This is a genomic window from Aquipuribacter aurantiacus (assembly GCF_051216895.1).
Classification (GTDB): domain Bacteria; phylum Actinomycetota; class Actinomycetes; order Actinomycetales; family JBBAYJ01; genus Aquipuribacter.
In genome coordinates, this window is the sequence record NZ_JBPKAO010000003.1 from 326,261 (window position 1) to 348,218 (window position 21,958).

The window sequence follows — 21,958 nt, forward strand, 5'->3', positions numbered from 1 at the left end:
TCAGAGGCGCACGTCGGTCAGCGGAACGTCGGGGTCGGCCAGCCGGGCCACGTCGACCACGGCGTGCGAGGTCACCAGGTCCTTGACGGTGTCCGCGTCGTCCCAGCCGTCCACGTGCAGGCCGGCGACCAACCGGCCGGCGTCGTGCCAGAACGCGAACCAGGGCGTGCCGGTCTGCGACGCCGGGGCGCCGGCCCGGATGACGACGTGGTGCCGGGACGGGTCGGCCCAGCCCCGGTACTCCAGACCGACCCCGAACTGGTCGCTCCAGAAGAACGGCGGCACGGCCCAGCGGGCGCCCTCGCGGCCGGTCATCGCGCGGCCCGCGACCGGGCCGCCGTCGTTGGCAGCGGCGAAGTGCTCGAGCCGCACCGCCTCGCCGACCCACTCGTTGTGCGCCCGCGCCACGTCGCCGACGGCGTAGACCGCCTCGTCGGCGGTCCGGAACGTCGCGTCGACGACGACCCCGTCGTCCACCTGCAGCCCGGCGGCCTCGGCCAGCTCGGTGCGGGGGCTGATGCCGACGCCCAGCACGACGGTCGTCGCGGGCAGCGTCCGGCCGTCGGCCAGGCGCACGCCGTCCACCCGGTCGTCACCGGTGAACGCCTCCACCGACGCGTCCCCGACGAGCGTGACCCCGGCCGCGGTGGCCAGGTCCGCGAACCGAGTCCCCACCGCCTCGCCCAGCACCCGCTGCAACGGGACGGACGCGTCGTGGACCACCGTGACGTCGACCCCGGCCGCACGCGCGGCCGAGGCGACCTCCAGGCCGATCCAGCCGGCCCCGACCACCACCATCGGACCGCCGGCGGCGATCGCGTCCCGGACGGCGTCGGAGTCCTCCAGGGTGCGCAGGCTGAGGACGCCGTCCAGGTCGGCGCCGTCGACCGGCAGCCGTCGGGGGGCGGACCCGGTGGCCAGCAGCAGCCGGTCGTAGCGGATGCGCTCCCCGTCACTGGTCACCACCTCGCGCGCGTCCCGGTCGAGCCCGGTCACCCGGACGTCCGACCGGACCGTGATGCCGTGCTCGTCGTAGAAGCCCGCGTCGTGCACGAGCAGGTCGTCCGCACCGCTGCTGCCCTGCAGGTAGTCCTTGGACAGGCCGGGCCGCTCGTAGGGCAGGTGCGCCTCCTCGCCGAGGACCGTCACCACCGCGTCGGCGTCCGCCTCGCGGACCGCGGCCGCGGCCCGGGCCCCCGCCAGTCCGGCCCCGACGACGACGTACCGCTTCCCGTGATCGCTCATGACCCCAGTCGAGCACGAGGTGCGTGGCCGCGCACCCGGTGCGAGCCGGGCCTCAGCTGACGAGGCTGCGGTGCCACACCACGGCGCTGGTGTCGGTCAGGGCGGCGACCTGGTCGACGACCACGCGCAGGACCGCGTCGTCGTCGGGGGCCTCGGCCAGGTCGGCGGCGTACGGCGGCTGGAGCACCTCGCCCCCGGCCGTGAGCAGTGCGTCGACCAGCTCGGCGAGCAGCTCCTGCTGCTGCGCGTAGACGGGCAGCCGCTCGTCGGCGCCCATGACGAAGTGCGCCGCGACGGCCTTGAGCGCGACGACCTCGGCGAGGGTGTCGTCCGGGACGACCAGGTCCGCGTCGTGGCGGGTCAGCGCGCCGTCGCCGGAGCGGGCCCGGGTGGCCTCGTCGGCAGCCCGGACGAAGCGACCGATCAGGCCGCTGGTCATCGACTTCAGCGCCGCGAGGGCCCGCCGGCTCCCGTCGAAGCCCTCCACCCACTCCGGCAGGGCGCGCAACCGGTCCAGGGCCTCGTCCACGGCACCGGCGGGCAGGTCCGGGGCGTACCAGCGGGTGGCGGTCGCCGACACGTCGCGACGGTTGGTCACGTCGTCCAGCCAGCGCAGGTCGAGCCGCTCGGCGACCACACCGTCCTCGACGTCGTGGACGCTGTAGGCGATGTCGTCGGCCAGGTCCATGACCTGCGCCTCCAGGCTGCGGCGCAACGGCTGCGTGCCCTCGCGGAGCCAGCCGAACACGTCCACGTCGTCGGCGTACACCCCGAACTTGCCGGCGTCGGGCCCGCCCGGGCCCTCGCCGCGCAGCCACGGGTACTTCGTGGTGGCGTCCAGGCTGGCGCGGGTCAGGTTGAGCCCCGCGCTGCGACCGTCGGCGTCGACCACCTTGGGCTCCAGCCGGGTCAGCACGCGCAGGGTCTGGGCGTTGCCCTCGAACCCGCCGATGTCGGCGGCCACGGCGTCCAGGACGGTCTCCCCGTTGTGGCCGAACGGCGGGTGGCCCAGGTCGTGGGCCAGGCAGGCGGTGTCGACGACGTCGGGGTCGCAGCCCAGACCGGCGCCCAGCTCACGGCCGACCTGCGCGACCTCGAGGGAGTGGGTGAGCCGGTTACGGACGAAGTCGTCGCTGTCCGGTCCGACGACCTGCGTCTTGGCCGCGAGCCGGCGCAGCGCCGACGCGTGCAGGACCCGGGCCCGGTCACGCTCGAACGGTGTGCGCCGGGGGTTCTTGGCGGGCTCGTCGACCCAGCGCGCGCACGAGTGGGCGTCGTAGCCGTCGGGGAGCACGGAGCGGCCCTCAGGACCCGAGGCCGCGGAGGCGGTCGAGGGCGACGCGGGCCTGGTGCACCAGGACGCCCCCGGTCTCCCGGACGACGTAGGACACCTGCCGGGCGTCGTCGCCGGTGCTGGGTCCGGTGCGGGTCGGGCTGGCGCCGACGACGGGCAGGGCCAGGGTGTCGGCCATGGTGCGGACCCGGTAGACGTGCCACGGGTCGCTGACCAGCAGCACGCCGTCCCAGCCGCGCTCGCGGGCCATGGCCGCGACCGGGACGAGGCTGTCGTAGGTGTCGCCGCCCTCGGCGACCGCGACCACCGCGTCCTCGGGGACGCCGCGGTCGAGCAGCCACGCGCGGCCGGCCTCGGCCTCGGTCGTCCTGTCCCCCTCCTGGCCACCACCGGTGGTGACGACGACGGGCGCGAGGCCGTCCTGGTACAGCTCGAGCGCCTGCTGCAGCCGGGCCTGCAGGACCGGCGCGGGCTCCCCGTCCAGCTGGGCCGCGCCCAGCACCACGACGGCGTCCGCCGGGACCCGCTCGTCGCGGCCGGCGACCTGGACCACCCGCAGGGCCACCACGGCGGGCACCGCGAGCACGACCAGCAGGGCGAGGACCAGCAGGGTGCCGACCGCCCGCGACGCACGGCGGCGTCGCGGGGCACGTCGGGTCACGCCCGTGATCGTCGCAGGCCGGCCTGGGTGCGCCCTGACCGCACGGCCGTCAGCCACCGGACACCGACGCCTCCGCGGCGGCGACCCGGGCGGCGGTGTCGGCGTCCAGGTCACGGCTGGCCAGCCAGCCCTCGGGCAGGGACACCGGCCGCGCGCTGCCGGCCCGGCCCCGGTGGCCCTCGGCCGCCTCGCCCGGGTAGGGCGCGTCGGCCGGCAGCCCGGCGACCACCTCGTCGATCTCGGCCAGGCTGTCGACCAGCGCCAGCCGGACCCGGGACTCGTGGCCGACCGGGTAGCCCTTGAGGTACCAGGACACGTGCTTGCGGATGTCGCGGCAGGCGCGCGCCTCGTCGTCCATGTTCTCGGCCAGCAGCTCGGCGTGACGGCGGAAGGCCGCCAGCACCTGCGCCAGGCCGGGGCGGGTGCGCTGGTCGCTGCCGGCGAGGGCGGCCGCGATGTCGGCGAACAGCCAGGGCCGGCCCAGGCAGCCGCGCCCGACGACGACGCCGTCGCAGCCGGTCCGGGCCACCATGGCCACGGCGTCCTCGGCGGAGAAGATGTCGCCGTTGCCCAGCACCGGGACCTCGGCGGGCAGCGCGTCGCGCAGCCGGGCGATGGCGTCCCAGTCCGCGTACGGCGCGTACAGCTGCGCGGCCGTGCGCCCGTGCAGGGCGACCCAGGCGGCGCCCTCGTCCACGGCGATCCGCCCCGCCTCCAGGTACGTCAGGTGCTCGTCGTCGATGCCCTTGCGCATCTTGACCGTGACGGGGACGCGGCCGTCGGCGGCCCTCACCACCGACCGGACCACGGCGGCGAACAGGTCGGTCTTCCACGGCAGCGCGGCCCCGCCACCCTTGCGGGTCACCTTGGGCACCGGGCAGCCGAAGTTGAGGTCCACGTGCTCCGCGCGGTCCTCGGCCAGCAGCATCCGGACCGCCGCGGCCGCCGTCGCGGGGTCGGTCGCGTACAGCTGGACGCTCTTGACCGGCTCGTCCGGGTGGTGCTCGGTGAGTCGCAGCGACTCCGGGGTCCGCTCCACCAGCGCCCGGCTGGTCACCATCTCCGACACGTACAGCCCCGCCCCGCCGCCCAGCTCCCGGCACAGCCGGCGGAAGGCGGAGTTGGTGATGCCGGCCATCGGGGCGAGCACGACGGGTGCCTGCAGCAGCCGGTCGCCCAGGCGCAGACCGGCGGGCGCCTCCGGGCGCAGGGTCGTGGTGCTCACCGCTCCAGGGTACGGACCGGACCGGGGTGGTCCGGCCGCCCGCGCACGAGCGGCCCGACCGGCCCGCTCAGCGCGGCGCCATCCGGATGGCCCCGTCCAGACGGATCGTCTCGCCGTTGAGCAGCCCGTTGGACACGATGTGGGCCACGAGGTCCGCGTACTCCTCGGGGCGGCCGAGCCGGGCCGGGTGCGGCACCTGCTGGCCCAGGGACACCCGCGCCGCCTCGGGCAGACCGGCCAGCATGGGCGTGTCCATGATGCCCGGGGCGATGGTCATCACCCGGATCGCGTGCTCGGCCAGGTCGCGGGCGACCGGCAGCGTCATGGCGGCCACGCCACCCTTGGACGCGGCGTACGCCGCCTGCCCGACCTGCCCGTCGAAGGCCGCGACGGAGGCAGTGCCGACCAGCAGACCGCGGTCGCCGTCGACCGGGTCGTTGCCGGCCATGGCCTGCGCGGCGAGCCGGAACAGGTTGAAGGTGCCGACCAGGTTGACCATGACCACCTGGGTGAAGCCCTCCAGCGGGGCGACACCGCGCTTGCCGAACGTCTTGGTCGGCGGGGCGATGCCGGCGCACGCGACGGCCACCCGCAGCGGACCACGCTCCACCGCGGCGGCCACGGCGGCGGCCATCTGGTCGGGGTCGGTGACGTCGGCCGCGACGGCGGTCGCGCCCTCGCCCAGCGCGGCGGCCGCGGCGTCGAGCCGCTCCCCCGGCAGGTCGACGAGGACCACCCGGGCGCCCTCGGCGGCGAGCCGCTGGGCGGTGGCGTGGCCGAGCCCGGAGGCGGCACCGGTGATCAGGACAGCGCTGTCGTCGATCTTCACGCGGAGCACTCTAGGACCTGGGTCGGCCCGGCCTGCCGGGACGTGCGACCGTGACGTCATGCAGATCCCCGACATGCGCGGCCGCACCGTCCTGGTCACCGGCGCCAGCGACGGCCTCGGCCTGGCCTCGTCCAAGGCGCTGGCCGCAGCCGGCGCGCGCGTGCTCATGACCTCCCGCGACCCCGGCAAGGGCGAGCGGGCCTCGGCGCAGGTGCTCGAGGCCGCCCCGCGCGCCCAGGTCGAGGTCGTCCCCCTGGACCTGGCCGACCTGGCCGGCGTCGAGCGCGCCGCCGACGACGTCCGCGGCCGGGTCGAGGCCCTGGACGTGCTCATGCTCAACGCCGGGGTGATGATGCCGCCGGAGCGGCGCGAGACCACCGACGGGTTCGAGCTGCAGATGGGCACCAACCACCTGGGTCACTTCGCGCTGGCCGCCCGGCTGCTGCCCCTGCTGCGGACCGTTCCCGGCTCGCGGGTCGTCTCGGTGTCCAGCCTCGCGGCACGCGCCGGTGCGGTGGACCTGGACGACCTGCAGTGGCAGAGCCGTCCGTACGACCGGCAGGCGGCCTACGGGGCCAGCAAGCTGGCCAACCTGCTGTTCGCCTTCGAGCTGGAGCGGCGGTTGCGCGACGCAGGCACCGAGACGGTGTCGTTGGCGGCGCACCCGGGGGTCAGCGGCACCAACCTGATGTCGACGATGGCGATGCCGCGCATCGCCGAGCGCATCTCCAAGCTGCTGCTGTCCGGGCCCGACCAGGCCGCGCTCCCGCAGCTGTACGCCGCCACCGGGGCGGCGGCGTCCGGGGGCGAGTACTACGGCCCCAAGGGACCCGGGGAGGTCCGCGGTCGTTCCGTCGCCGCGGCGACCGTCCCGCCGGCCGCGCGGGACCGGGACGTGGCCGCCGCGCTGTGGGCCCGGTCCGAGGGGCTGACCGGGGTGCGGTTCGACCTCGGGTGATCCGGCGCCCCTGCGTGCCGGGGCGCACCGCGGGTAGGGCACGGTCGTGCAGACCTTCCTGCCCTACCCCGACGAGCGTGCCAGCGCGGCCGTGCTCGACGACCGTCGCCTGGGCAAGCAACGGGTCGAGACGCTGCAGGTCCTGCGGGCGCTGACCTGGCACAGCTACGGCTGGCGCAACCACCCGGCCGTGCGGATGTGGCGCGGGTTCGTCCCCGCCCTCGTGCACTACGGGGTGGCCGTGTGCGACGAGTGGGTGTCCCGCGGCCGCGCGGACGCGGTACGCGGGTCGTTGCTGGAGTTCACCGGTGGCGTCGTCCCGGACCCGCAGCGCCTGCACGACCTCGGCCAGCGACCGCCGTGGCTGGGCCTGGACGAGCTGCACCGGTCCCACCGGTCGTCCCTGGTCCGCAAGGACCCGGAGCACTACCGGCCGTCCTTCCCCGACGTGCCCGACGACCTGCCGTACGTCTGGCCGTCGGCGGCGTTCCCGCGCTGGCCGTTGCGGCGCGGTGGGGCCCGACCCCTGACCGTGCCGGCGGCGCTGGAGCGGCTGGGAGGACCCGCGCCGCCCGACGCGGTGCTCGACGCGCTGCGCCGCCTGACGGCCGGCGAGGGCGTCGAGGTCGCGAGCGCGGACCCGGAAGAGCTCACCCGGGTCGGTCTCGTCGCGGGGCTCGTCACGCCGGGCTCGACCGCCTGGCTGCTGCCGGGCGACGAGCCGCCCGTCACCGGTCCGCCGCCCGAGGTCCCCGACGTCCCCCTGGGCGGCAGCGCCGTGTCCGCCTCCGTGGCCCGGGCGCCCCAGCCGGAGGACCTCGCGTCGGTGGCGGACGAGGTGGCCGGGGCCGCCGACCCCGACTTCCGGTTCCTGCGCGTCACGCAGCTGTCGCACCCCGCCGCCCTCGACGGGGTCGGCCTGGTCGTGCGCGACCCCCACCTGGCCCCGCAGGCGGGGACCAGCGCGGCGGTCCCGACCCTCACGCTCCGTCTGAGGAGCTGACCGGGCACCCGGCGGGTGCCCGGTCAGGGCTCAGCAGCCGAGCAGCCTCGCCGCGAGCCAGCCCTCGACGGCGTCGAGGCCCACCCGCTCCTGCGTCATGGTGTCGCGCTCGCGGATGGTCACCGCCTGGTCGGTGAGGGTGTCGAAGTCGACCGTGATGCAGAAGGGCGTGCCGATCTCGTCCTGACGGCGGTAGCGACGCCCGATCGCGCCGGCGTCGTCGAACTCGACGTTCCAGGACTTCCGCAGCTGGGCGGCGAGGTCCTTGGCCTTGGGCGACAGGTCGGTGTTGCGTGACAGCGGCAGCACGGCGACCTTGACCGGCGCCAGGCGGCGGTCGAGCTTGAGCACGAGCCGCTTGTCGACCCCGCCCTTGGCGTTGGGGGCCTCGTCCTCAGTGTACGCCTCGAGCAGGAACGCCATCATCGGACGGCCGACGCCGGCGGCGGGCTCGATGACGTAGGGCACCCAGCGCTCGTTGGTGGTCTGGTCGAAGTACGACAGGTCCTGACCGGAGTGCTCCGAGTGCGTCCTGAGGTCGAAGTCGGTGCGGTTGGCGATCCCCTCGAGCTCACCCCACTCGCTGCCGGCGAAGTGGAACTTGTACTCGATGTCCACGGTCCGCTTGGAGTAGTGCGAGAGCTTCTCCTGCGGGTGCTCGAAGTGGCGCAGGTTGTCGCGGCTGATACCCAGGTCGACGTACCAGTCGGTGCGGTGGTCGATCCAGTACTGGTGCCACTCCTCGTCGGTGCCCGGCGCGACGAAGAACTCCATCTCCATCTGCTCGAACTCGCGGGTCCGGAAAATGAAGTTGCCGGGGGTGATCTCGTTGCGGAAGCTCTTGCCCATCTGGCCGATGCCGAACGGCGGCTTCTTGCGGGCCGAGCCCATGACGTTGGCGAAGTTGACGAAGATGCCCTGGGCGGTCTCCGGGCGCAGGTAGTGCAGGCCGGACTCGTCCTCGACGGGACCCAGGTGGGTCTTGAGCAGACCGTTGAAGTCACGGGGCTCGGTCCAGGCGCCGCGGGTGCCGCAGTTGACGCAGACGATGTCGGCCAGGCCGTTCTCGGGGACGCGGCCCTTCTTCTCCTCGAACTCCTCGAGCAGCTGGTCGGCGCGGTAGCGCTTGTGGCAGCTGGTGCACTCGGTGAGCGGGTCGCTGAACGCCCCGACGTGGCCGGAGGCGACCCAGACCTGACGCGGCAGGATGACGGAGGAGTCCAGGCCGACGACGTCGTCGCGGCTGGTCACCATGTAGCGCCACCACTGGCGCTTGATGTTCTCCTTGAGCTCGACGCCGAGGGGGCCGTAGTCCCAGGCGGAGCGGGTGCCGCCGTAGATCTCGCCGCTGGGGTACACGAACCCTCGGCGCTTGCTGAGGCTGACGACGTCGTCGATGCGGTTGGGGGCCTTGCTTGCCATGTCGGTTCTCCGTCCGGCTGGGGTGTCGGCGAGCCCGCTCAGGCTAGGGCGTCGGCGTGCGAGGTCGTGCACGCGTCCGAGCGGGACGGCGCGCTCAGCCCAGCGCGTCCCCGAGGTCGAAGGAGTCCGCGTCGCCCGCGCGGTCGCTGGTGTGCTCGACCACCTGCCCCGACGCGTCGCTGACCAGCAGCTCCTCGAAGGCGCTGGGCTCGTCGACGGCCAGGTACATCAGCGGGTGGGCGTGCAGCTTGACCTCGTACGCCCCCAGGGCGCGACGGTAGGCGCCGACGCTCTCCCACCGGGTGCTCATCGTCCAGGTCGTCGGGTCGTCGGTGGAGCGAGCGACGGTCCCCCACTGGTGGCCCGGGCGCGCGGCCAGCGCCGCGAGCGCGGTCCGGGCCCGCTCGAGGAACGCCCCGGCCTCGTCGGCGGGGACCTGGTAGCGCGTGATCGCCAGCACCCCGCGACCGTAACCGACCGCGGGCCACGGGGGTGAGGTGGCATGCGACGGGGCGCAGTTGTCGTTCTGGCGAATGGTTCTCATGATGATGTGCATGACGGCTCCCCGGTACACCCTGTTCGCCAGCGCAGTCGCCGCCACCCTCGTCCTGGCCGCGTGCGGCGGCGGCGAGGCCACGGACGACACGACGACCGTCGCCCCGGCCGCCGCCCCGGCCGCCGCGAGCACCGACCCCTCCGAGGCGGCCGACCCCGAGGCCTCCGTCGAGGCCGCGGCGCCGTCGCTCGCGGTGGTGGCGTCCTTCTACCCGCTGCAGTTCCTCACCGAGCGGGTCGCCGGCGACCGGGCCGAGGTCACCGGCCTGACCCCGCCCGGGGCCGAGGCCCACGACCTGGAGCTCACCCCCCAGTCCCTGGCCGGCCTGACCGAGTCCGACCTGGTCGTCACCCTGGCCGGGTTCCAGCCCCCGGTGGACGAGGCGCTCGCCGGCATGACGGTCCCCGTCGCCGACCTGGCCCCCGTCGCGGACCGCGAGCTGGCCCAGGGCGAGGACGACGGGCACGGTCACGGCGACGAGCACTCCGACGAGGAGGGCGAGCACTCCGAGGAGGAGGGCGGCGACACCGACCCCCACTTCTGGACCGACCCGACCCACATGGCCGAGGCGGCCCAGGTCGTGGCGGACGCCCTCGCCGAGGCCGACCCGGAGGGGGCTGAGACCTACGCCGCCAACGCCCAGGCGCTCGTCGCCGAGCTGACCGAGCTCGACACCGAGGCCGAGGCCGCCTTCGCGTCCTGCGAGGTCGACACCCTGGTCACGGCCCACAACGCGTTCGGGTACTTCGGCGACCGGTACGGCTTCGAGATCCGCGCCATCAACGGCATCAGCCCCGACCAGGAGCCGGACGCCCGGGCGCTGGCCGAGATCTCGGACTACGTGGCCGAGAACGGCATCAGCACCGTCTACACCGAGACCCTGCTCTCCAGCGCCGTCGCGGACACGGTCGCGTCCGAGGCCGGGGTGCAGACCATGGTCCTGGACCCGCTCGAAGGTCTGACCGACGAGTCCCCGGGGGCGGACTACCTTGAGGTCATGCGCGCCAACATCGACGCCGTGACGACCGGTCAGGTGTGCACCTGAGCCCGACCGCGTCCCGACCGGGGGTCGTCGACGAGGCCACGCCCTCCTCGACGGCCCCCGCGCTGTCCGTGCGCGGCGCGACCATCGGGTACGGCCGCCGACCCGTGGTCCACGCGGCAGACCTGACGGTGCAGCGGGGCGAGGCCGTGGCCCTGCTCGGCGCCAACGGCTCGGGCAAGTCCACCCTGGTCCGCGGCATCCTGGGCCTGGCCGACATCCTCGCCGGCCACGTCGACGTGCTCGGCGAGCACGTCGAGCACGGGGCGTCCTCCGCCGCGTCCCTGGTGGGTTACGTGCCGCAACGCCACAGCGTGTCCGGCGCGGTGCCCAGCACCGCCGCGGAGGTCGTCGGCTCGGGTCTGCTCGCGTCCCGGGGCTTCTGGCGACCGCCCCGCCGCGCCGACCGGTCCCGGGTGCTGGAGGCCCTGGCCGAGGTGGGGCTGGCCGACCGCGCCCGCGCGCGGGTCGCCGAGCTGTCCGGCGGTCAGCAGCGCCGGGTCCTGATCGCCCGGGCCCTGGTGTCCGGGCCTCAGCTGCTGGTGCTCGACGAGCCCACGGCCGGGGTCGACCGGGTCAGCACCGAGGCCCTGGTCCATACCCTCGGCCAGCTGAAGACCGGCGGCCGCGCCCTGCTCGTCGTCACGCACGACCTCGACGAGCTGGGCGACGTGCCGGACCGAGCCGTCACCATGAAGGACGGGTCGGTCCTGTCCGACACGGCCATGAGCAAGAGGACCTGACCGTGCTGGTGCTCCTCGACTACGACTTCATGCGCCGGGCGCTGCTCGCCGCCCTGATGGTCGGCACTGTGGCCCCCGCCGTCGGGGTGTTCGTCGTCCAGCGACGCCTGTCGCTCATCGGCGACGGCATCGGCCACGTCGCCCTGGCCGGGGTGGCGATCGGACTGCTCACGGGCAGCTCCCCGACGTGGGTCGCGCTGGTGGCGGCCGTGCTGGCCGCCGTCGCCCTGGAGCTCGTACGCGCCTCGGGTCGTACCAGCGGCGACCTCGCCCTGGCCATGCTGTTCTACTCAGGCATCGCCGCCGCTGTCGTGCTCGTCAGCTTCTCGCCGGACGGCAGCGCCGCCAACCTGGTGGCCTACTTGTTCGGGTCGATCACCACCACCACCGGCGAGGACCTGCGGCTGTTCGCCGGACTGGCCGTGCTTGTGCTGGCCACCGTGGCCGTGCTCGGCCGAACCCTCTACGCCGTCAGCGACGACGAGGAGTTCGCCCGCGCGTCCGGCCTGCCCGTGCTGGCCGTCAACATCGTGCTGTCCGTGCTGGTCGCCGCCACCGTGGTGCTGAGCATGCGCGTGGTGGGTCTGCTGCTGATCAGCGCCCTCATGGTCGTGCCGGTCGCGCTGGCCCAGCTGGTGGCGCGCAGCTTCGCCCAGACCCTCGCCCTGGCCTGCGCGACCGGGCTGGTGGCCGCCCTCGCCGGCACCACCATCAGCTTCTACGCCGACACCCCGTCGGGCGGGACGATCGTGCTGCTGGCCGTCGCCGCGTTCGTGGTCACCGCCCTGCTCCGGGTCGTGGTCGGACGGGTGCGGGCCGTCGTCCACCGCCGACGTCACGCCGCCGACGGGCACGGCGACCACGTGCACCACGGCGAGCACGTCCACGGCGAGGACGACTGCGACCACCCGGCCCTGCGCCACGGCGACCACGTCGACTACGAGCACGACGGCCACCGCCACGCCCCCCGGCTCACGCGCCACGGCGTGGGCTACGACGAGCACTGACGAGACACCGAGGACGGGTTTGACATGCCTTCTGCTGCATATGAGGATCGCCGGATGAGTCAGGCGAACGTCCTCGAGGAGTACGAGGACGTCAGCGAGCTGTTCCGCGCGCTGAGCTCACCCGTGCGGATCGCCCTCGTGAGCCTGCTCACCGACGGCGAGATGTGCGTGCACGAGCTCGTCGACTCGCTCGGCCTCCCCCAGCCCCTGGTCTCGCAGCACCTGCGGATCCTCCGCGACGCCGACCTCGTGACGAGGACGCGACGCGGGCGGGAGGTCGCCTACGTACTCAGTGACGAGCACGTCGCGCACATCGTGTCCGACGCCCGCTCGCACACCGGCGAGACCACCAAGGACGGCAACCATGACGAAGCCCACGACGGCCCGACCGACAGCTGAGCCGCCCGCGGGCCCCCGGGGTCCGGCATGAGCACCGAGACCCAGCCCGTCCGTCGGCACACCCGGCAGCGGGCCGCGGTGGCGTCGGCGCTGGAGAACACCGACGAGTTCCTGAGCGCCCAGGACCTGCACGGCGTCCTGCGCAGCGGCGGTGACCGGATCGGGTTGGCCACGGTGTACCGCTCGCTGCAGGCCCTGGCCGAGGACGGCGGTGTGGACGTGCGTCGCGGCGAGGACGGCGAGCTGACCTACCGCCGCTGCAGCACCGGCCACCACCACCACCTCGTGTGCCGGGTGTGCGGGCGGACGGTCGAGGTCGAGTCCCGCGTGGTCGAGCGGTGGGCGGCCGGCGTCGCCACCGACAGCGGGTTCGTGGACGCCGTGCACACGGTGGAGATCACGGGCACCTGCCCGGCCTGCGCCATCACCTGACGCCACCGGGTCATCGAGGCATCGTCACCCCCGGCCCGTGACCGACGACCGCTTCCGCCAGGACGACGGGGAGACCGTCGCCGGGGCGGTCCACCCTCGTGGGTCCTCCGTCGCGGACCCACTGCGCCAGCCCGTCGGCCCGGTCCGGCTGCTCCAGCCCGCCCAGCCACACCGCGGGACCGGTGCGCCCGGTGGACCCGTCGCGGCGGGCGACGGCCGCGACGGACGCCACGGCGCAGGAGCCGAGGCAGTCCACGACGACGAGGACCGCGCCGCTGGTGCCCCTGACGGCGGCGCGCAGGTCGTCGACGGTGTCCGCGGTGCCGGCGAGGCGTCGCAGGGCCGTGCACCGCTGACCGGTGCACAGGGCGACCACCGGCCCGCTGACGTCGACGGTCCGTGACCTGGCCCGCCTCGCTGGTCGGTCCAAGCCGGCCCCGATGGTGCCCAGTGGTCGTTCCCCGCTCACCACGAGGACTTCGTCACCCCGGGCAGCTCGCCGCGGTGGGCCATGTCCCGCAGCCTGATCCGGGACAGCCCGAACTTCCGGTTGTACGCGCGCGGCCGGCCGTCGACGACGTCCCGGTTGCGCACCCGGGTGGGGCTGGCGTCCCGCGGCAGCCGCGACAGCTCCCGCACTGCCGCCTCGCGCCGTTGCGGGGACGTCGACGGGGCCGAGATCTCGACCTTCAGCGACAGCCGCCGCTCGGCGTAGCGGGCCACGACGAGCTTCCGCCGGGCGTTCGCGGCGACGAGGCTCTTCTTGGCCATCAGCGCTCCTCCTTGAAGTCGACGTGACGTCGGACCACGGGGTCGAACTTGCGGAGCACGAGCCGGTCGGGGTCGTTGCGGCGGTTCTTCTTCGTCACGTACGTGTAGCCCGTGCCCGCGGTGGAGCGGAGCTTGATGACGGGACGGAGGTCGACGGAACGGGCCATCAGATCTTCACCCCGCGGGCGCGGGCGCGGGCCACGGCGGCCTCGACGCCGATCCGGTCGACGGTCCTGATGCCGCGCGCGGACACCGTCAGCCGGACGAAGCGGTTCTCGCTGGGCAGCCAGTAGCGCCTCCTCTGGACGTTGACGTCGAAGCGGCGCTTGGTCCGGACGTGGGAGTGGGAGATCTGGTGGCCGAACCCGGGCTCGGCTCCGGTGACCTGGCAGACGCGGGACATGGTCCTCCTCGCATTAGTATTGATTACGGTTATCAATAGACTGCCACACCATGAGCACCCCTCGCACGAACACCCCTCGGACGACCACACCGGTGACCGTGGTCTGCGGGCCCGACCGGGACCCCGCCCTGCTGATCGCCCGACGCCTCCGCGGCGACGACCCCACCCACGTCCTGCTCGAGCACGACCTGTCGCAGGTCGACCTGGGGCTGGTCGGACGCGCCAGCGAGCGTGGTGGTGGCCGCTACGAGGCCGGTGTGGTCGAGCTGGCGCACGGCTGCGTGTCCTGCACGATGCGCGAGGACATGCTGCCCGCTCTCGTCGACCTGGCCTCCAGCGGGACCGTCGAGCACGTGGTGCTCCTGCTGCCCGACGTGGTCGAGGCCGCCGGGTTCCTCGAGGCGTTCCACGGGATGGTCCTCCCCGGCCCCGACGGGGTGGCAGGCGACGGGACCGCCGCCGACCACTGCCACGTCGACGTCGTCGTGGCGGTCGTGAGGGCGCCCGAGCTGATCGCCACCGTCGTGGAGGGTCAGACCCTGGCCGAGCTGGACCGCACCGCTGCCGACGCCGACGACCGCTGCCTGGGTGAGCTGGTGCTGCGCCAGGTCGAGACCGCCGACGTCGTCGTCCTGCTCGACGCCTCCGCCACCGAGCGTGGGCTGGTCCGCCTGCTCAACCCCACGGCCCGGGTGCTGGGCCCCGACGACCGGGTACCCGCCGGGCTGTTCGACCTGGACCGCACCCTGGACCGGGCCGACCCCAGCATCGTCCCCGCCGGGGCCGACGTCCGCCGCGACGGCGACGCGTGGACCGTGGTGTGGCGGGCCCGCCGCCCGCTGCACCCGGTGCGCCTGCACGACGCGTTGGACCCGCTGGTCGACATGAGCCTGCGCAGCCGGGGCACGGTCTGGCTGGCCGGCCACCCCGACGCCCTGGTCGGGTGGGAGGCCGCCGGCCCCCGGCTCAGCCTGGGCCACGTCGGCTCGTGGCTGGACGGGCAGGACCCGTGCGCCTGGGACCACGCCGACCCCCACCGCCTGGTCCGGGCCCAGCTGGACTGGGACGCCGCCTTCGGCGACCGCTACCAGGAGGTCGCCGTCACCGGCGTCGGCGACCTGCCCGACGTGGCCGGCCTGCTCGACGCCTGCCTGGTCACCGACGCCGAGCTGCAGGCGGGCCTGTTCTCCGCCCCCCTGCCCACCGACCCGTTCGCCGACGTCTTCACCCACTCCCAGGAGGTCTCATGAAGCCTGACACCCACCCCGCCTACGGCCTGGTCGTCCTCCGCGACAACGCCGGCGGGTTCTCCCTCCTCACCCGCTCCACCCTCGTGTCGACCATCCCGGTCCAGCGGTTCAACCAGCGCTACGGCCGCACGACGCCCACCCGCAAGACGTCGGAGGAGTCGTCGTGAAGGTCCGCGCGTCGCTCAAGTCCCTCAAGAACAAGCCCGGCTCGCAGGTGGTGCGCCGCCGCGGCCGTGTCTACGTGATCAACAAGAAGGACCCCCGCTGGAAGGCCCGCCAGGGCTGACCCGCACCACCAGGAGGAGCACCCCCGTGGCCGTACCCAAGCGCCGCACGTCCCGCAGCAACACCCGGCACCGCCGATCCAACTGGACCGCCACCCCCCATGCCCTCGTCCCGATCGTCCTCGACGGCCGCCGCATCGAGGTCCCACGTCGCCTCGTCCGCGCCTACCAGCGCGGCCTGCTGCGCGCGGACTGAACGAACCGACCGAGGCCGCTCGTGAGCGCGCCCCCATCCGCCCCCCAAGGAAGAACGCGGGCCCGTCCGGGCGCCGCGGCGACCGACCCCGACCCGGAGCGACCATGTCCACCGCGTACCGCCTGTCCCCCGTCCTCGCCCCCACCCTCGCCGCGCTCCTCGCTGCCGGCGCCCTGGCCGGGGGTGCCACCAGCGCCGCCGCGACACCGGTGGAGCCCGACCTCCCCCGCTACACCCTGCAGGTGCTCGAACCGCTGCCCGGCGGCACCTCGCACCTGGCGCTCGGCAGCTCGCGGGCCGGGGTGGTGGGAACCTCTCGCACCGGTCCCGACGCACGGCCCCAGCACGCTGCCCTGTGGCACGAGGACCACGTCCACGACCTGGGGACCCTGCCCGGGTCCACCTTCAGCCGCGCGTTCGCCGTCAACCGGCGCGGGCAGGTCGTCGGCGAGGCCTTCACCGCCCCGCCGGAGGTGTCCCGGGCCGTCATGTGGGAACCGGACGGCACGATCCGGGACCTGGGCACCTTGGGCGGTGCCGGTGCGGTGGCCAACGACGTCGACGACCTGGGACGGGCCTACGGGGTCAGCTCGCCCGTGTCCGGGTCGAGCACGGCCACCGTCTGGGACCGTCGCGGAGCGCGGGCCCTGCCGCTGCCCGACCCGGGCGCCCCCGGGGCGAGCCGCGTCAACGCCGTCACCGCGTCCGGCGACGCCGTCGGCGCCGCCCCGGTCAGATCGTCCGGCACGACGACCACCCAGCCCGTCCGCTGGGACACGCGCGGCCTGCGGCACGTGCCGACGGTGCTGCCACCGCTGGAGGAGACCAGGTTCGCGACGGCGCTCGGTGTCGACGGGGACGTCGTGGTGGGCGAGGCGTCCCGCCTGGACCCGGGCACCGCACGCACCAGCACGCGGGCCGTGCGCTGGGAGGACGGGAAGGTCGAGGAGCTGGCGCCCCTGGGTTCCTACCGCTTCACCCGGGCCACGGACGTGTCGCCCGACGGGTACGCCGTGGGCTTCGCCAGCGGGTTCGCGGGGTTCCCGTCCATCGACGGCAGCGCCGTGCTGTGGACCGAGGACGAGGCGGTGGACCTGGAGACCGTCGTCGTGGACCTGCCGGACGGCCTGCAGCTGCGCAACGCGGAGTCCGTCGACGACGAGGGGCGGATCAGCGGGTTCGGCACGACCGGCGGCCGCAACGTGGCCGTCCTGCTGGTGCCCCTGTCGTGACCCTGCTGGTGAGGGACCTGGTGGTGACCATCCACGGCGTCCGGGTGGTCGACGGGGTCTCGTTCTCGGTGGCCCGAGGTGCACGTACCGCCCTCGTGGGGTCGTCGGGGTCGGGCAAGTCGCTGACCGCCGCCGCCGTGCTCGGCCAGCTGCCGGTCGCCGCCGACGCCACCGGCAGCGTCCAGGTCGACGGGCACGAGGTCCTGGGCCGCCCGGCGCCGCTGCGACCGTCCACCGCCCGGCCCAGCATGGTCCTGCAGGACTCCGCCACGGCCCTGAACCCGTTGGTCCGGGTGGGGTCCCAGGTCGCCGAACCGTTGCGCCGCCGTCTCGGCGGCCCCGCGGCGCGGGGGGCGGCAGTTCACCTGCTGGCGGCGGTGGGGCTGGAGCCTGCGGAGCAGCTGGCGCGTCGCTACCCCGGTGAGCTGTCCGGGGGGCAACGCCAACGCGTCTGCCTGGCGCTCGCCCTGGCGTGCCCCAGCCCGCTGCTCGTCGCGGACGAGCCCACCACGGCGCTCGACGTCTGCACCCAGGCCGGCATCGTGGACCTGCTGCGCTCGCGGACCGGGGACCAGCAGGGGCCGTCCCTGCTGTTCATCACCCACGACATCGCCGTCGCGACCTCGCTCTGCGACGACGTCGTGGTCCTGCACGGCGGCCGGGTGGTTCGGACCGGGTCGGTGGCCGAGCTGCTCGCCTCGCCCGGTCACCCGGCGGCCGAGCGCCTGGTGGCCGCCGCGCGCGAGGCCGACCTGGCCGTGGCCGGCCTCGGATGACCCCCCTGCTGAGCGCCCGCGGGCTGCGCCGCACCTACGGTCCGGGACCCGGGGCGCTCGACGGGGTGGACCTGGACGTCGGGGAGGACGCGACCGTGGGTCTGGTCGGCCGGTCCGGGTCGGGCAAGTCCACCCTGCTGCGGCTCCTGCTCGCGCTCGAGGCCCCCGACGCGGGCTCCGTGCACTGCCTGGGGCGACCGATCCGGCCGGCCGGGGCCCGCCACCTGCGCTGGTTCCGCAGGACCGTCCAGTACGTGCCCCAGGACCCGGCGACCTCGCTGGACCCCAGGGCCACGGCCGTCACCTCGGTGCTCGAGCCGTTGCGTCGGCTCGGGGCCCACGGGTCCGCTCGGGACCACGAGCACCGGGCGCGTCATTGCCTGGAGCAGGTGGGGATCGACGTCGCGCTGCACGGCCGGCGACCCGGTGAGCTGTCCGGCGGCCAGGCCCAGCGGGTGGCCCTCGCCCGGGCGCTGGCGGTGCGACCCCGGCTGCTGATCGCCGACGAGCCGGTCAGCGGGCTGGACCTGCCGTTGCGCGCCCAGGTCGTCCAGCTGCTGCAGGAGGTCTGCTCGGGCGGCCTCGACCCCGACGGCACCGCCCTGCTCGTGGTCAGCCACGACATCTCCGTGGTCGCCGCGCTCTGCGGACGCACCGTGGTGATGGACGCCGGTCGGGTGGTCGAGGACCGCCCCACCGCCGAGCTGCTCACCCGCCCGGGGCACCCCCGGACCCGGCAGCTGCTGGAAGCAGTGCCGCGCCTGCGTCGAACGGACGCACCGCTGACCGCCGCGACGAGCGCCCCCTGACCCGCTCGGACGGGACGACCGGACCGAGCCCGCACCCACCACGAAGGACGACATGACCTCCCTCCCCCGACCCAGCCTCACCGCCGCCCTCGGCGTCACCCTGACCGCCGCCCTGCTGGCCGGCTGCGCCGGCGGCAGCGAGGAGGGGTCCGCCGCCGGGTCCACCGACGCCGCCGCCGCCGACGAGCGCATCAGCATCGCCATGCTGCAGCCGCCGCGTTCCGGCCTGACCCCGCTCAGCGACGACGCCTTCAAGCTGTCCCGCTGGTCCACGGCCGAGACGCTGGTGGTGCTCGACGACACCGGCGACGCCCAGGAGGCGCTGGCCACCAGCTGGACCCAGGTCGACGACCTCACCTGGCGGTTCGAGATCCGCCCCGACGTGACGTTCCACGACGGCACCCCCCTGACCACCGAGGCCGTCGTGGCCGCCCTGACCGCCGCCACGCAGGCCGCTCCCCCGCCGCGCATCCTCGACGGCGTCGACCTGACCGCCGAGGTCGACCCGAACGCCCCCGACGACGCGGTGCTCGTCCGCACCGCCACCCCCGACCCGCTCGTCCCCCAGCGCCTGTCCAGCCCCCAGCTGGTCATCCTGGCCCCGGCCGCGTACGGCGAGGACGGCGTGGTCGACCCCACCGGCGCGGGCACCGGGCCCTTCGTCATCACCGAGCTGGACGGCACCTCCACCGCCACGCTGGACCGCTTCGACGGCTACTGGGGCACACCGGCCCGGCTGGCCGGCATCGACGTCGCCTACGTCCCGGACGGGACCGCCCGCGCGGCCGCGCTGCGCACCGGGACCGCGGACGTCGTCGAGGCCATCCCCGTAGGGCAGGCGGCCAACGTCGAGGAGGACCTGATCCACGAGGTCGCGATGCCCCGCACGAACACGCTGTACCTGAACACCGAGACCGGGCCCTTCTCCGACCCGGCGGTCCGGGCCGCCGCCCGCGAGGCGCTGGACACCGAGGCGATCGTCGACCTGGTCTACGAGGGTCGCGCCGACGTCGCCGGCGGCCTGCTGGGGCCTGCGCTGCCGTGGTCGCAGGAACGCCCCGGACGCACCCTGACCCCCGCCGGGGACGCCCCCACCCAGACCATCACGATCGGCACCTTCACCGACCGGGCCGAGCTGCCGGAGGTCGCCGTCCAGCTGGAGCAGCAGCTGGAGGCGGCCGGCTTCGACGTGCAGCAGGAGGTCCGGGAGTACGCCCAGATCGAGGCCGATGCCCTGGCGGGGGCGTTCGACGCGTTCATCCTGTCCCGCGCCACCGTGCTCGACTCCGGCGACCCGGTCGCCTACATGTTCAGCGACTTCGCCTGCGAGGGGTCGTTCAACATCTCGCAGCTCTGCGACCCCGCGGTCGACGAGGCGCTGGCCACCGCGGCGGCCATCCCGGCCGGCGACGAGCGTCGCGCGGCGATCCTCGAGGCCGAGCGGCTGATCCTCGAGGCGGACGCCGCCGTCCCGATGCTGCACGAGCGCGTCATCCAGGGCGAGTCCGCCCGCACCGGCGACGCAGCCCGGGACCCCCGGGAGCGCCTGCTCGTCACGGCCGACACCACCCTCACCGGGCCGCAGGGCTGAGTGGGCCCCGCGTCGCACCCGGCGGGCGCCTGGCTGGCCACGGCCTCACGGCTGCTCACCCTGACGGCCGTCGTGGCCGCCGTCGGGGTGCTGCCGTGGCTGAGCGGGCAGGACCCCGCCCTGAGCATCCTGCGGGCCCGCTCGGCCGAGCAGACCCCGACGCCCGAGGCGCTGGACGCCGTACGGCAGCGGCTGGACCTGGCCGACAGCCCCCAGGGACAGCTGTGGCGCTGGGCCGGTGACCTGGCGCGGGGCGACTTCGGCGACTCCTGGGTGTCGGGGCGGCCCGTGCTGCCGGGCATGCTGTCCGCGCTCGGGGTGTCGCTGACCCTGATGGCCTGCGCCGCCCTGGTGGCGCTGGCGCTCGCCACCGTGCTCGTGGTCCCGTCGGTGCGCGGCGCCCTGCGGGGCCGCCCTCGCCGCACCGGTGGGGCGTGGGCCGCCCTGCTGACGGCGCTACCGGAGTTCCTCCTGGCGGCGGGCCTGCTGCTGGTGGGTGCGGTCTGGCTGCGGTGGTTCCCGCCGTACGGCTGGGGAACCGTCGGGCAGGCCGTGCTGCCCGCCCTCGCGCTCGGGGTCCCCGCCGGAGGCCTGACCGGACGGCTGCTGGCGGACGCCGTGTCCACGTGCTCCACCGAACGCTGGGTCGCGACCTGGACCGTCGCCGGGTTCTCGCGGACGCGGCTGGCCCTCGCGCTGCTGCGGCGGGCCCTCGCGGGACTGCTGCCCCAGGTCGGGCTGGTCCTGGTCGCGCTGACCGGCGGGGCCGTCGCGGTGGAACGGGTGTTCTCGGTCCCCGGGCTCGGCCGGGCCACGCTGGGCGCCGCGCAGGCGCAGGACGTCCCCACCCTGCAGCTGGGGGTGCTGCTCCTGCTCCTGCTGGGCGTGGCCTTCGGCGTCGCCGCCACGGCCGGCCAACGGCTGCTGCTCGGCCCGGCGCTGCGGGCAGGCGTGCTGAGCGTCCCCCGGGCCGAGTTCCGGCGGGCCCGTCTGGCCTGGCTCGTCCCGCTGCTGGCCGGCGGCAGCCTGGCCCTGCTCGTCGCCGCCGGGCTCGGGCGGGACGCCTACGGCGCCGACCGGGGCCGGCTCACGCCCCCCTCGTGGGCGCTGCCCCTGGGGGCCGACGCGTCCGGTCGTGACCTGCTGGCCCGGCTCGGCCAGGGCGCCTGGACGACCATCGGCACCGCGCTGCTCGTGTGCCTGGCCTGCTGCCTGGTCGGTCTGCTGGTGGGGCTGGCCCCGCGGCTGTCCGCCGGGCCGGTCGAGGTGACCAACGCGGCGCCGCCCGTCATCGCCGGCATCCTGGTGGCCGCCGTCGCGGGCCCGACGGCCGCCGGCGCCGCGGTCGCGGTGCTGCTGGTCAGCTGGGCGCCGCTGGCCGCCCACACCGCCGCCCTGGTCACCGAGGCCAGGGCGCAGCCGTACGTCGCGATCCTGCCCGTGCTCGGCGTGGGACGGCTCCGGGTCCTGCTCCGACACGTGCTGCCCACCGTCGTCGGCCCCGTCGCCCGCCACGCCGCCCTGCGGCTGCCCGGCGTCGCCCTGGCACTGGCCGCGCTCGGGTTCCTGGGGCTCGGCCCTCAGCCGCCCGTCCCGGACTGGGGCCTGGTGCTGGCCGAGGGCATGCCGTACGTCGAACGAGCACCCTGGGTGGTGCTGGCCCCGGTCCTGTCGCTGGTCGCGCTGTCGGTGCTGGCCGTCTCCGCCTCCACGCTGGCTGCGCCGGCCCGGCGACGGGTGGCGGCGGGCGGTCCGGCGGTCTCGGCGGTCGTCCCCGACCCCGCGGCCGCCGGTCGCTGACGCGCCTCGGGGCGCGGCCGGTCGTCCCGG

27 protein-coding genes are annotated in these 21,958 nt (G+C 75.0%); 16 read left to right on the forward strand and 11 right to left on the reverse strand.

Annotated elements, in window-relative coordinates:
* From ACR80Q_RS06405 to ACR80Q_RS06425, 5 genes are all read right to left on the reverse strand, one after another.
* Complete coding sequence (locus ACR80Q_RS06405; RefSeq protein WP_435376745.1) at positions 1-1,245, reverse strand: NAD(P)/FAD-dependent oxidoreductase; 1,245 nt, start codon at positions 1,243-1,245, stop codon at positions 1-3.
* A gap of 52 nt (positions 1,246-1,297) precedes the next feature.
* The gene (locus tag ACR80Q_RS06410; RefSeq protein ID WP_435376746.1) at positions 1,298-2,539 is read right to left on the reverse strand and encodes a deoxyguanosinetriphosphate triphosphohydrolase; all 1,242 of its coding nucleotides are present in this window, start codon (positions 2,537-2,539) and stop codon (positions 1,298-1,300) included.
* Positions 2,540-2,549: 10 nt separating this feature from the next.
* Positions 2,550-3,200, reverse strand: coding sequence for a YdcF family protein (locus ACR80Q_RS06415; protein WP_435376747.1), 651 nt, complete (start codon positions 3,198-3,200; stop codon positions 2,550-2,552).
* Positions 3,201-3,249: 49 nt separating this feature from the next.
* Positions 3,250-4,425, reverse strand: a complete 1,176-nt coding sequence (gene dusB / locus ACR80Q_RS06420; protein ID WP_435376749.1) for a tRNA dihydrouridine synthase DusB — start codon at positions 4,423-4,425, stop codon at positions 3,250-3,252.
* Between the two features lie 67 nt (positions 4,426-4,492).
* The gene (locus ACR80Q_RS06425; RefSeq protein ID WP_435376750.1) at positions 4,493-5,254 is read right to left on the reverse strand and encodes an SDR family NAD(P)-dependent oxidoreductase; all 762 of its coding nucleotides are present in this window, start codon (positions 5,252-5,254) and stop codon (positions 4,493-4,495) included.
* A 58-nt stretch (positions 5,255-5,312) separates the two neighbouring features.
* On the opposite strand from ACR80Q_RS06425, the gene ACR80Q_RS06430 reads away from it, so the two are divergent.
* Positions 5,313-6,212, forward strand: a complete 900-nt coding sequence (locus ACR80Q_RS06430; protein ID WP_435376751.1) for an oxidoreductase — start codon at positions 5,313-5,315, stop codon at positions 6,210-6,212.
* A gap of 46 nt (positions 6,213-6,258) precedes the next feature.
* The gene (locus ACR80Q_RS06435; protein ID WP_435376752.1) at positions 6,259-7,215 is read left to right on the forward strand and encodes an MSMEG_6728 family protein; all 957 of its coding nucleotides are present in this window, start codon (positions 6,259-6,261) and stop codon (positions 7,213-7,215) included.
* 30 nt (positions 7,216-7,245) lie between these two features.
* Here the strand turns inward: ACR80Q_RS06435 and ACR80Q_RS06440 are convergent, their stop codons facing one another.
* Both ACR80Q_RS06440 and ACR80Q_RS06445 read right to left on the reverse strand, forming a co-directional pair.
* The gene (locus tag ACR80Q_RS06440; RefSeq protein WP_435376753.1) at positions 7,246-8,637 is read right to left on the reverse strand and encodes a glycine--tRNA ligase; all 1,392 of its coding nucleotides are present in this window, start codon (positions 8,635-8,637) and stop codon (positions 7,246-7,248) included.
* A 94-nt stretch (positions 8,638-8,731) separates the two neighbouring features.
* Entirely contained in the window at positions 8,732-9,097 is a 366-nt protein-coding gene (locus tag ACR80Q_RS06445; protein ID WP_435376754.1) for an antibiotic biosynthesis monooxygenase family protein, read from the reverse strand.
* Positions 9,098-9,191: 94 nt separating this feature from the next.
* Between ACR80Q_RS06445 and ACR80Q_RS06450 the strand changes: the two genes are divergently transcribed.
* Genes ACR80Q_RS06450 through ACR80Q_RS06470 form a run of 5 tightly spaced genes read left to right on the forward strand, consistent with a single transcriptional unit; the run spans position 9,192 to position 12,816 of the window.
* The gene (locus tag ACR80Q_RS06450; protein ID WP_435376755.1) at positions 9,192-10,238 is read left to right on the forward strand and encodes a metal ABC transporter substrate-binding protein; all 1,047 of its coding nucleotides are present in this window, start codon (positions 9,192-9,194) and stop codon (positions 10,236-10,238) included.
* Positions 10,229-10,978, forward strand: coding sequence for a metal ABC transporter ATP-binding protein (locus tag ACR80Q_RS06455; RefSeq protein WP_435376756.1), 750 nt, complete (start codon positions 10,229-10,231; stop codon positions 10,976-10,978). The genes ACR80Q_RS06450 and ACR80Q_RS06455 overlap by 10 nt, the downstream gene beginning before the upstream one ends.
* Before the next feature lie 2 nt (positions 10,979-10,980).
* Complete coding sequence (locus ACR80Q_RS06460; protein ID WP_435376757.1) at positions 10,981-11,985, forward strand: metal ABC transporter permease; 1,005 nt, start codon at positions 10,981-10,983, stop codon at positions 11,983-11,985.
* A 54-nt stretch (positions 11,986-12,039) separates the two neighbouring features.
* Complete coding sequence (locus ACR80Q_RS06465) at positions 12,040-12,384, forward strand: ArsR/SmtB family transcription factor (protein ID WP_435376758.1); 345 nt, start codon at positions 12,040-12,042, stop codon at positions 12,382-12,384.
* Positions 12,385-12,411: 27 nt separating this feature from the next.
* A complete protein-coding gene (locus ACR80Q_RS06470) occupies positions 12,412-12,816 on the forward strand; it encodes a Fur family transcriptional regulator (RefSeq protein ID WP_435376759.1) in 405 nt (134 codons plus the stop codon).
* A 10-nt stretch (positions 12,817-12,826) separates the two neighbouring features.
* On the opposite strand, the gene ACR80Q_RS06475 is transcribed toward ACR80Q_RS06470, so the two are convergent.
* Genes ACR80Q_RS06475 through rpmB form a run of 4 tightly spaced genes read right to left on the reverse strand, consistent with a single transcriptional unit; the run spans position 12,827 to position 13,990 of the window.
* On the reverse strand, positions 12,827-13,246 hold the full coding sequence (locus ACR80Q_RS06475) for a hypothetical protein (RefSeq protein WP_435376760.1): 420 nt from the start codon (positions 13,244-13,246) through the stop codon (positions 12,827-12,829).
* 35 nt (positions 13,247-13,281) lie between these two features.
* Positions 13,282-13,587: a 30S ribosomal protein S14 gene (rpsN, locus tag ACR80Q_RS06480; protein WP_435376761.1), complete on the reverse strand. Its 306-nt coding sequence runs from the start codon at positions 13,585-13,587 to the stop codon at positions 13,282-13,284.
* Entirely contained in the window at positions 13,587-13,754 is a 168-nt protein-coding gene (gene rpmG / locus ACR80Q_RS06485; RefSeq protein ID WP_435376763.1) for a 50S ribosomal protein L33, read from the reverse strand. The genes rpsN and rpmG overlap by 1 nt, the downstream gene beginning before the upstream one ends.
* The gene (gene rpmB, locus ACR80Q_RS06490) at positions 13,754-13,990 is read right to left on the reverse strand and encodes a 50S ribosomal protein L28 (protein WP_435376764.1); all 237 of its coding nucleotides are present in this window, start codon (positions 13,988-13,990) and stop codon (positions 13,754-13,756) included. The genes rpmG and rpmB overlap by 1 nt, the downstream gene beginning before the upstream one ends.
* A 50-nt stretch (positions 13,991-14,040) precedes the next feature.
* Here rpmB and ACR80Q_RS06495 point away from each other — a divergent pair, with 50 nt between their 5' ends.
* The 9 genes from ACR80Q_RS06495 (at position 14,041) to ACR80Q_RS06535 (ending at position 21,928) form a co-directional block, all read left to right on the forward strand.
* Positions 14,041-15,240: a CobW family GTP-binding protein gene (locus ACR80Q_RS06495; protein ID WP_435376765.1), complete on the forward strand. Its 1,200-nt coding sequence runs from the start codon at positions 14,041-14,043 to the stop codon at positions 15,238-15,240.
* Positions 15,237-15,407 carry a hypothetical protein gene (locus ACR80Q_RS06500; RefSeq protein WP_435376766.1) on the forward strand — a complete coding sequence of 57 codons (171 nt, stop codon included), beginning with the start codon at positions 15,237-15,239 and terminating at the stop codon, positions 15,405-15,407. Before ACR80Q_RS06495 ends, ACR80Q_RS06500 begins: the two co-directional genes overlap by 4 nt.
* Complete coding sequence (gene ykgO, locus ACR80Q_RS06505; RefSeq protein ID WP_435376767.1) at positions 15,404-15,526, forward strand: type B 50S ribosomal protein L36; 123 nt, start codon at positions 15,404-15,406, stop codon at positions 15,524-15,526. Before ACR80Q_RS06500 ends, ykgO begins: the two co-directional genes overlap by 4 nt.
* 26 nt (positions 15,527-15,552) lie before the next feature.
* Positions 15,553-15,720 (forward strand): 50S ribosomal protein L32, encoded by a 168-nt coding sequence (gene rpmF / locus ACR80Q_RS06510; protein WP_435376768.1) that lies wholly within the window; start codon positions 15,553-15,555, stop codon positions 15,718-15,720.
* Between the two features lie 104 nt (positions 15,721-15,824).
* Positions 15,825-16,952, forward strand: coding sequence for a hypothetical protein (locus ACR80Q_RS06515; protein WP_435376769.1), 1,128 nt, complete (start codon positions 15,825-15,827; stop codon positions 16,950-16,952).
* Positions 16,949-17,728, forward strand: a complete 780-nt coding sequence (locus ACR80Q_RS06520) for an ATP-binding cassette domain-containing protein (protein WP_435376770.1) — start codon at positions 16,949-16,951, stop codon at positions 17,726-17,728. The genes ACR80Q_RS06515 and ACR80Q_RS06520 overlap by 4 nt, the downstream gene beginning before the upstream one ends.
* Positions 17,725-18,537: an ABC transporter ATP-binding protein gene (locus ACR80Q_RS06525; protein ID WP_435376772.1), complete on the forward strand. Its 813-nt coding sequence runs from the start codon at positions 17,725-17,727 to the stop codon at positions 18,535-18,537. The genes ACR80Q_RS06520 and ACR80Q_RS06525 overlap by 4 nt, the downstream gene beginning before the upstream one ends.
* Before the next feature lie 52 nt (positions 18,538-18,589).
* Positions 18,590-20,128, forward strand: a complete 1,539-nt coding sequence (locus ACR80Q_RS06530) for an ABC transporter substrate-binding protein (protein WP_435376773.1) — start codon at positions 18,590-18,592, stop codon at positions 20,126-20,128.
* Positions 20,129-21,928: an ABC transporter permease subunit gene (locus ACR80Q_RS06535; RefSeq protein WP_435376775.1), complete on the forward strand. Its 1,800-nt coding sequence runs from the start codon at positions 20,129-20,131 to the stop codon at positions 21,926-21,928.
* The last annotated feature ends 30 nt before the right edge of the window (positions 21,929-21,958 follow it).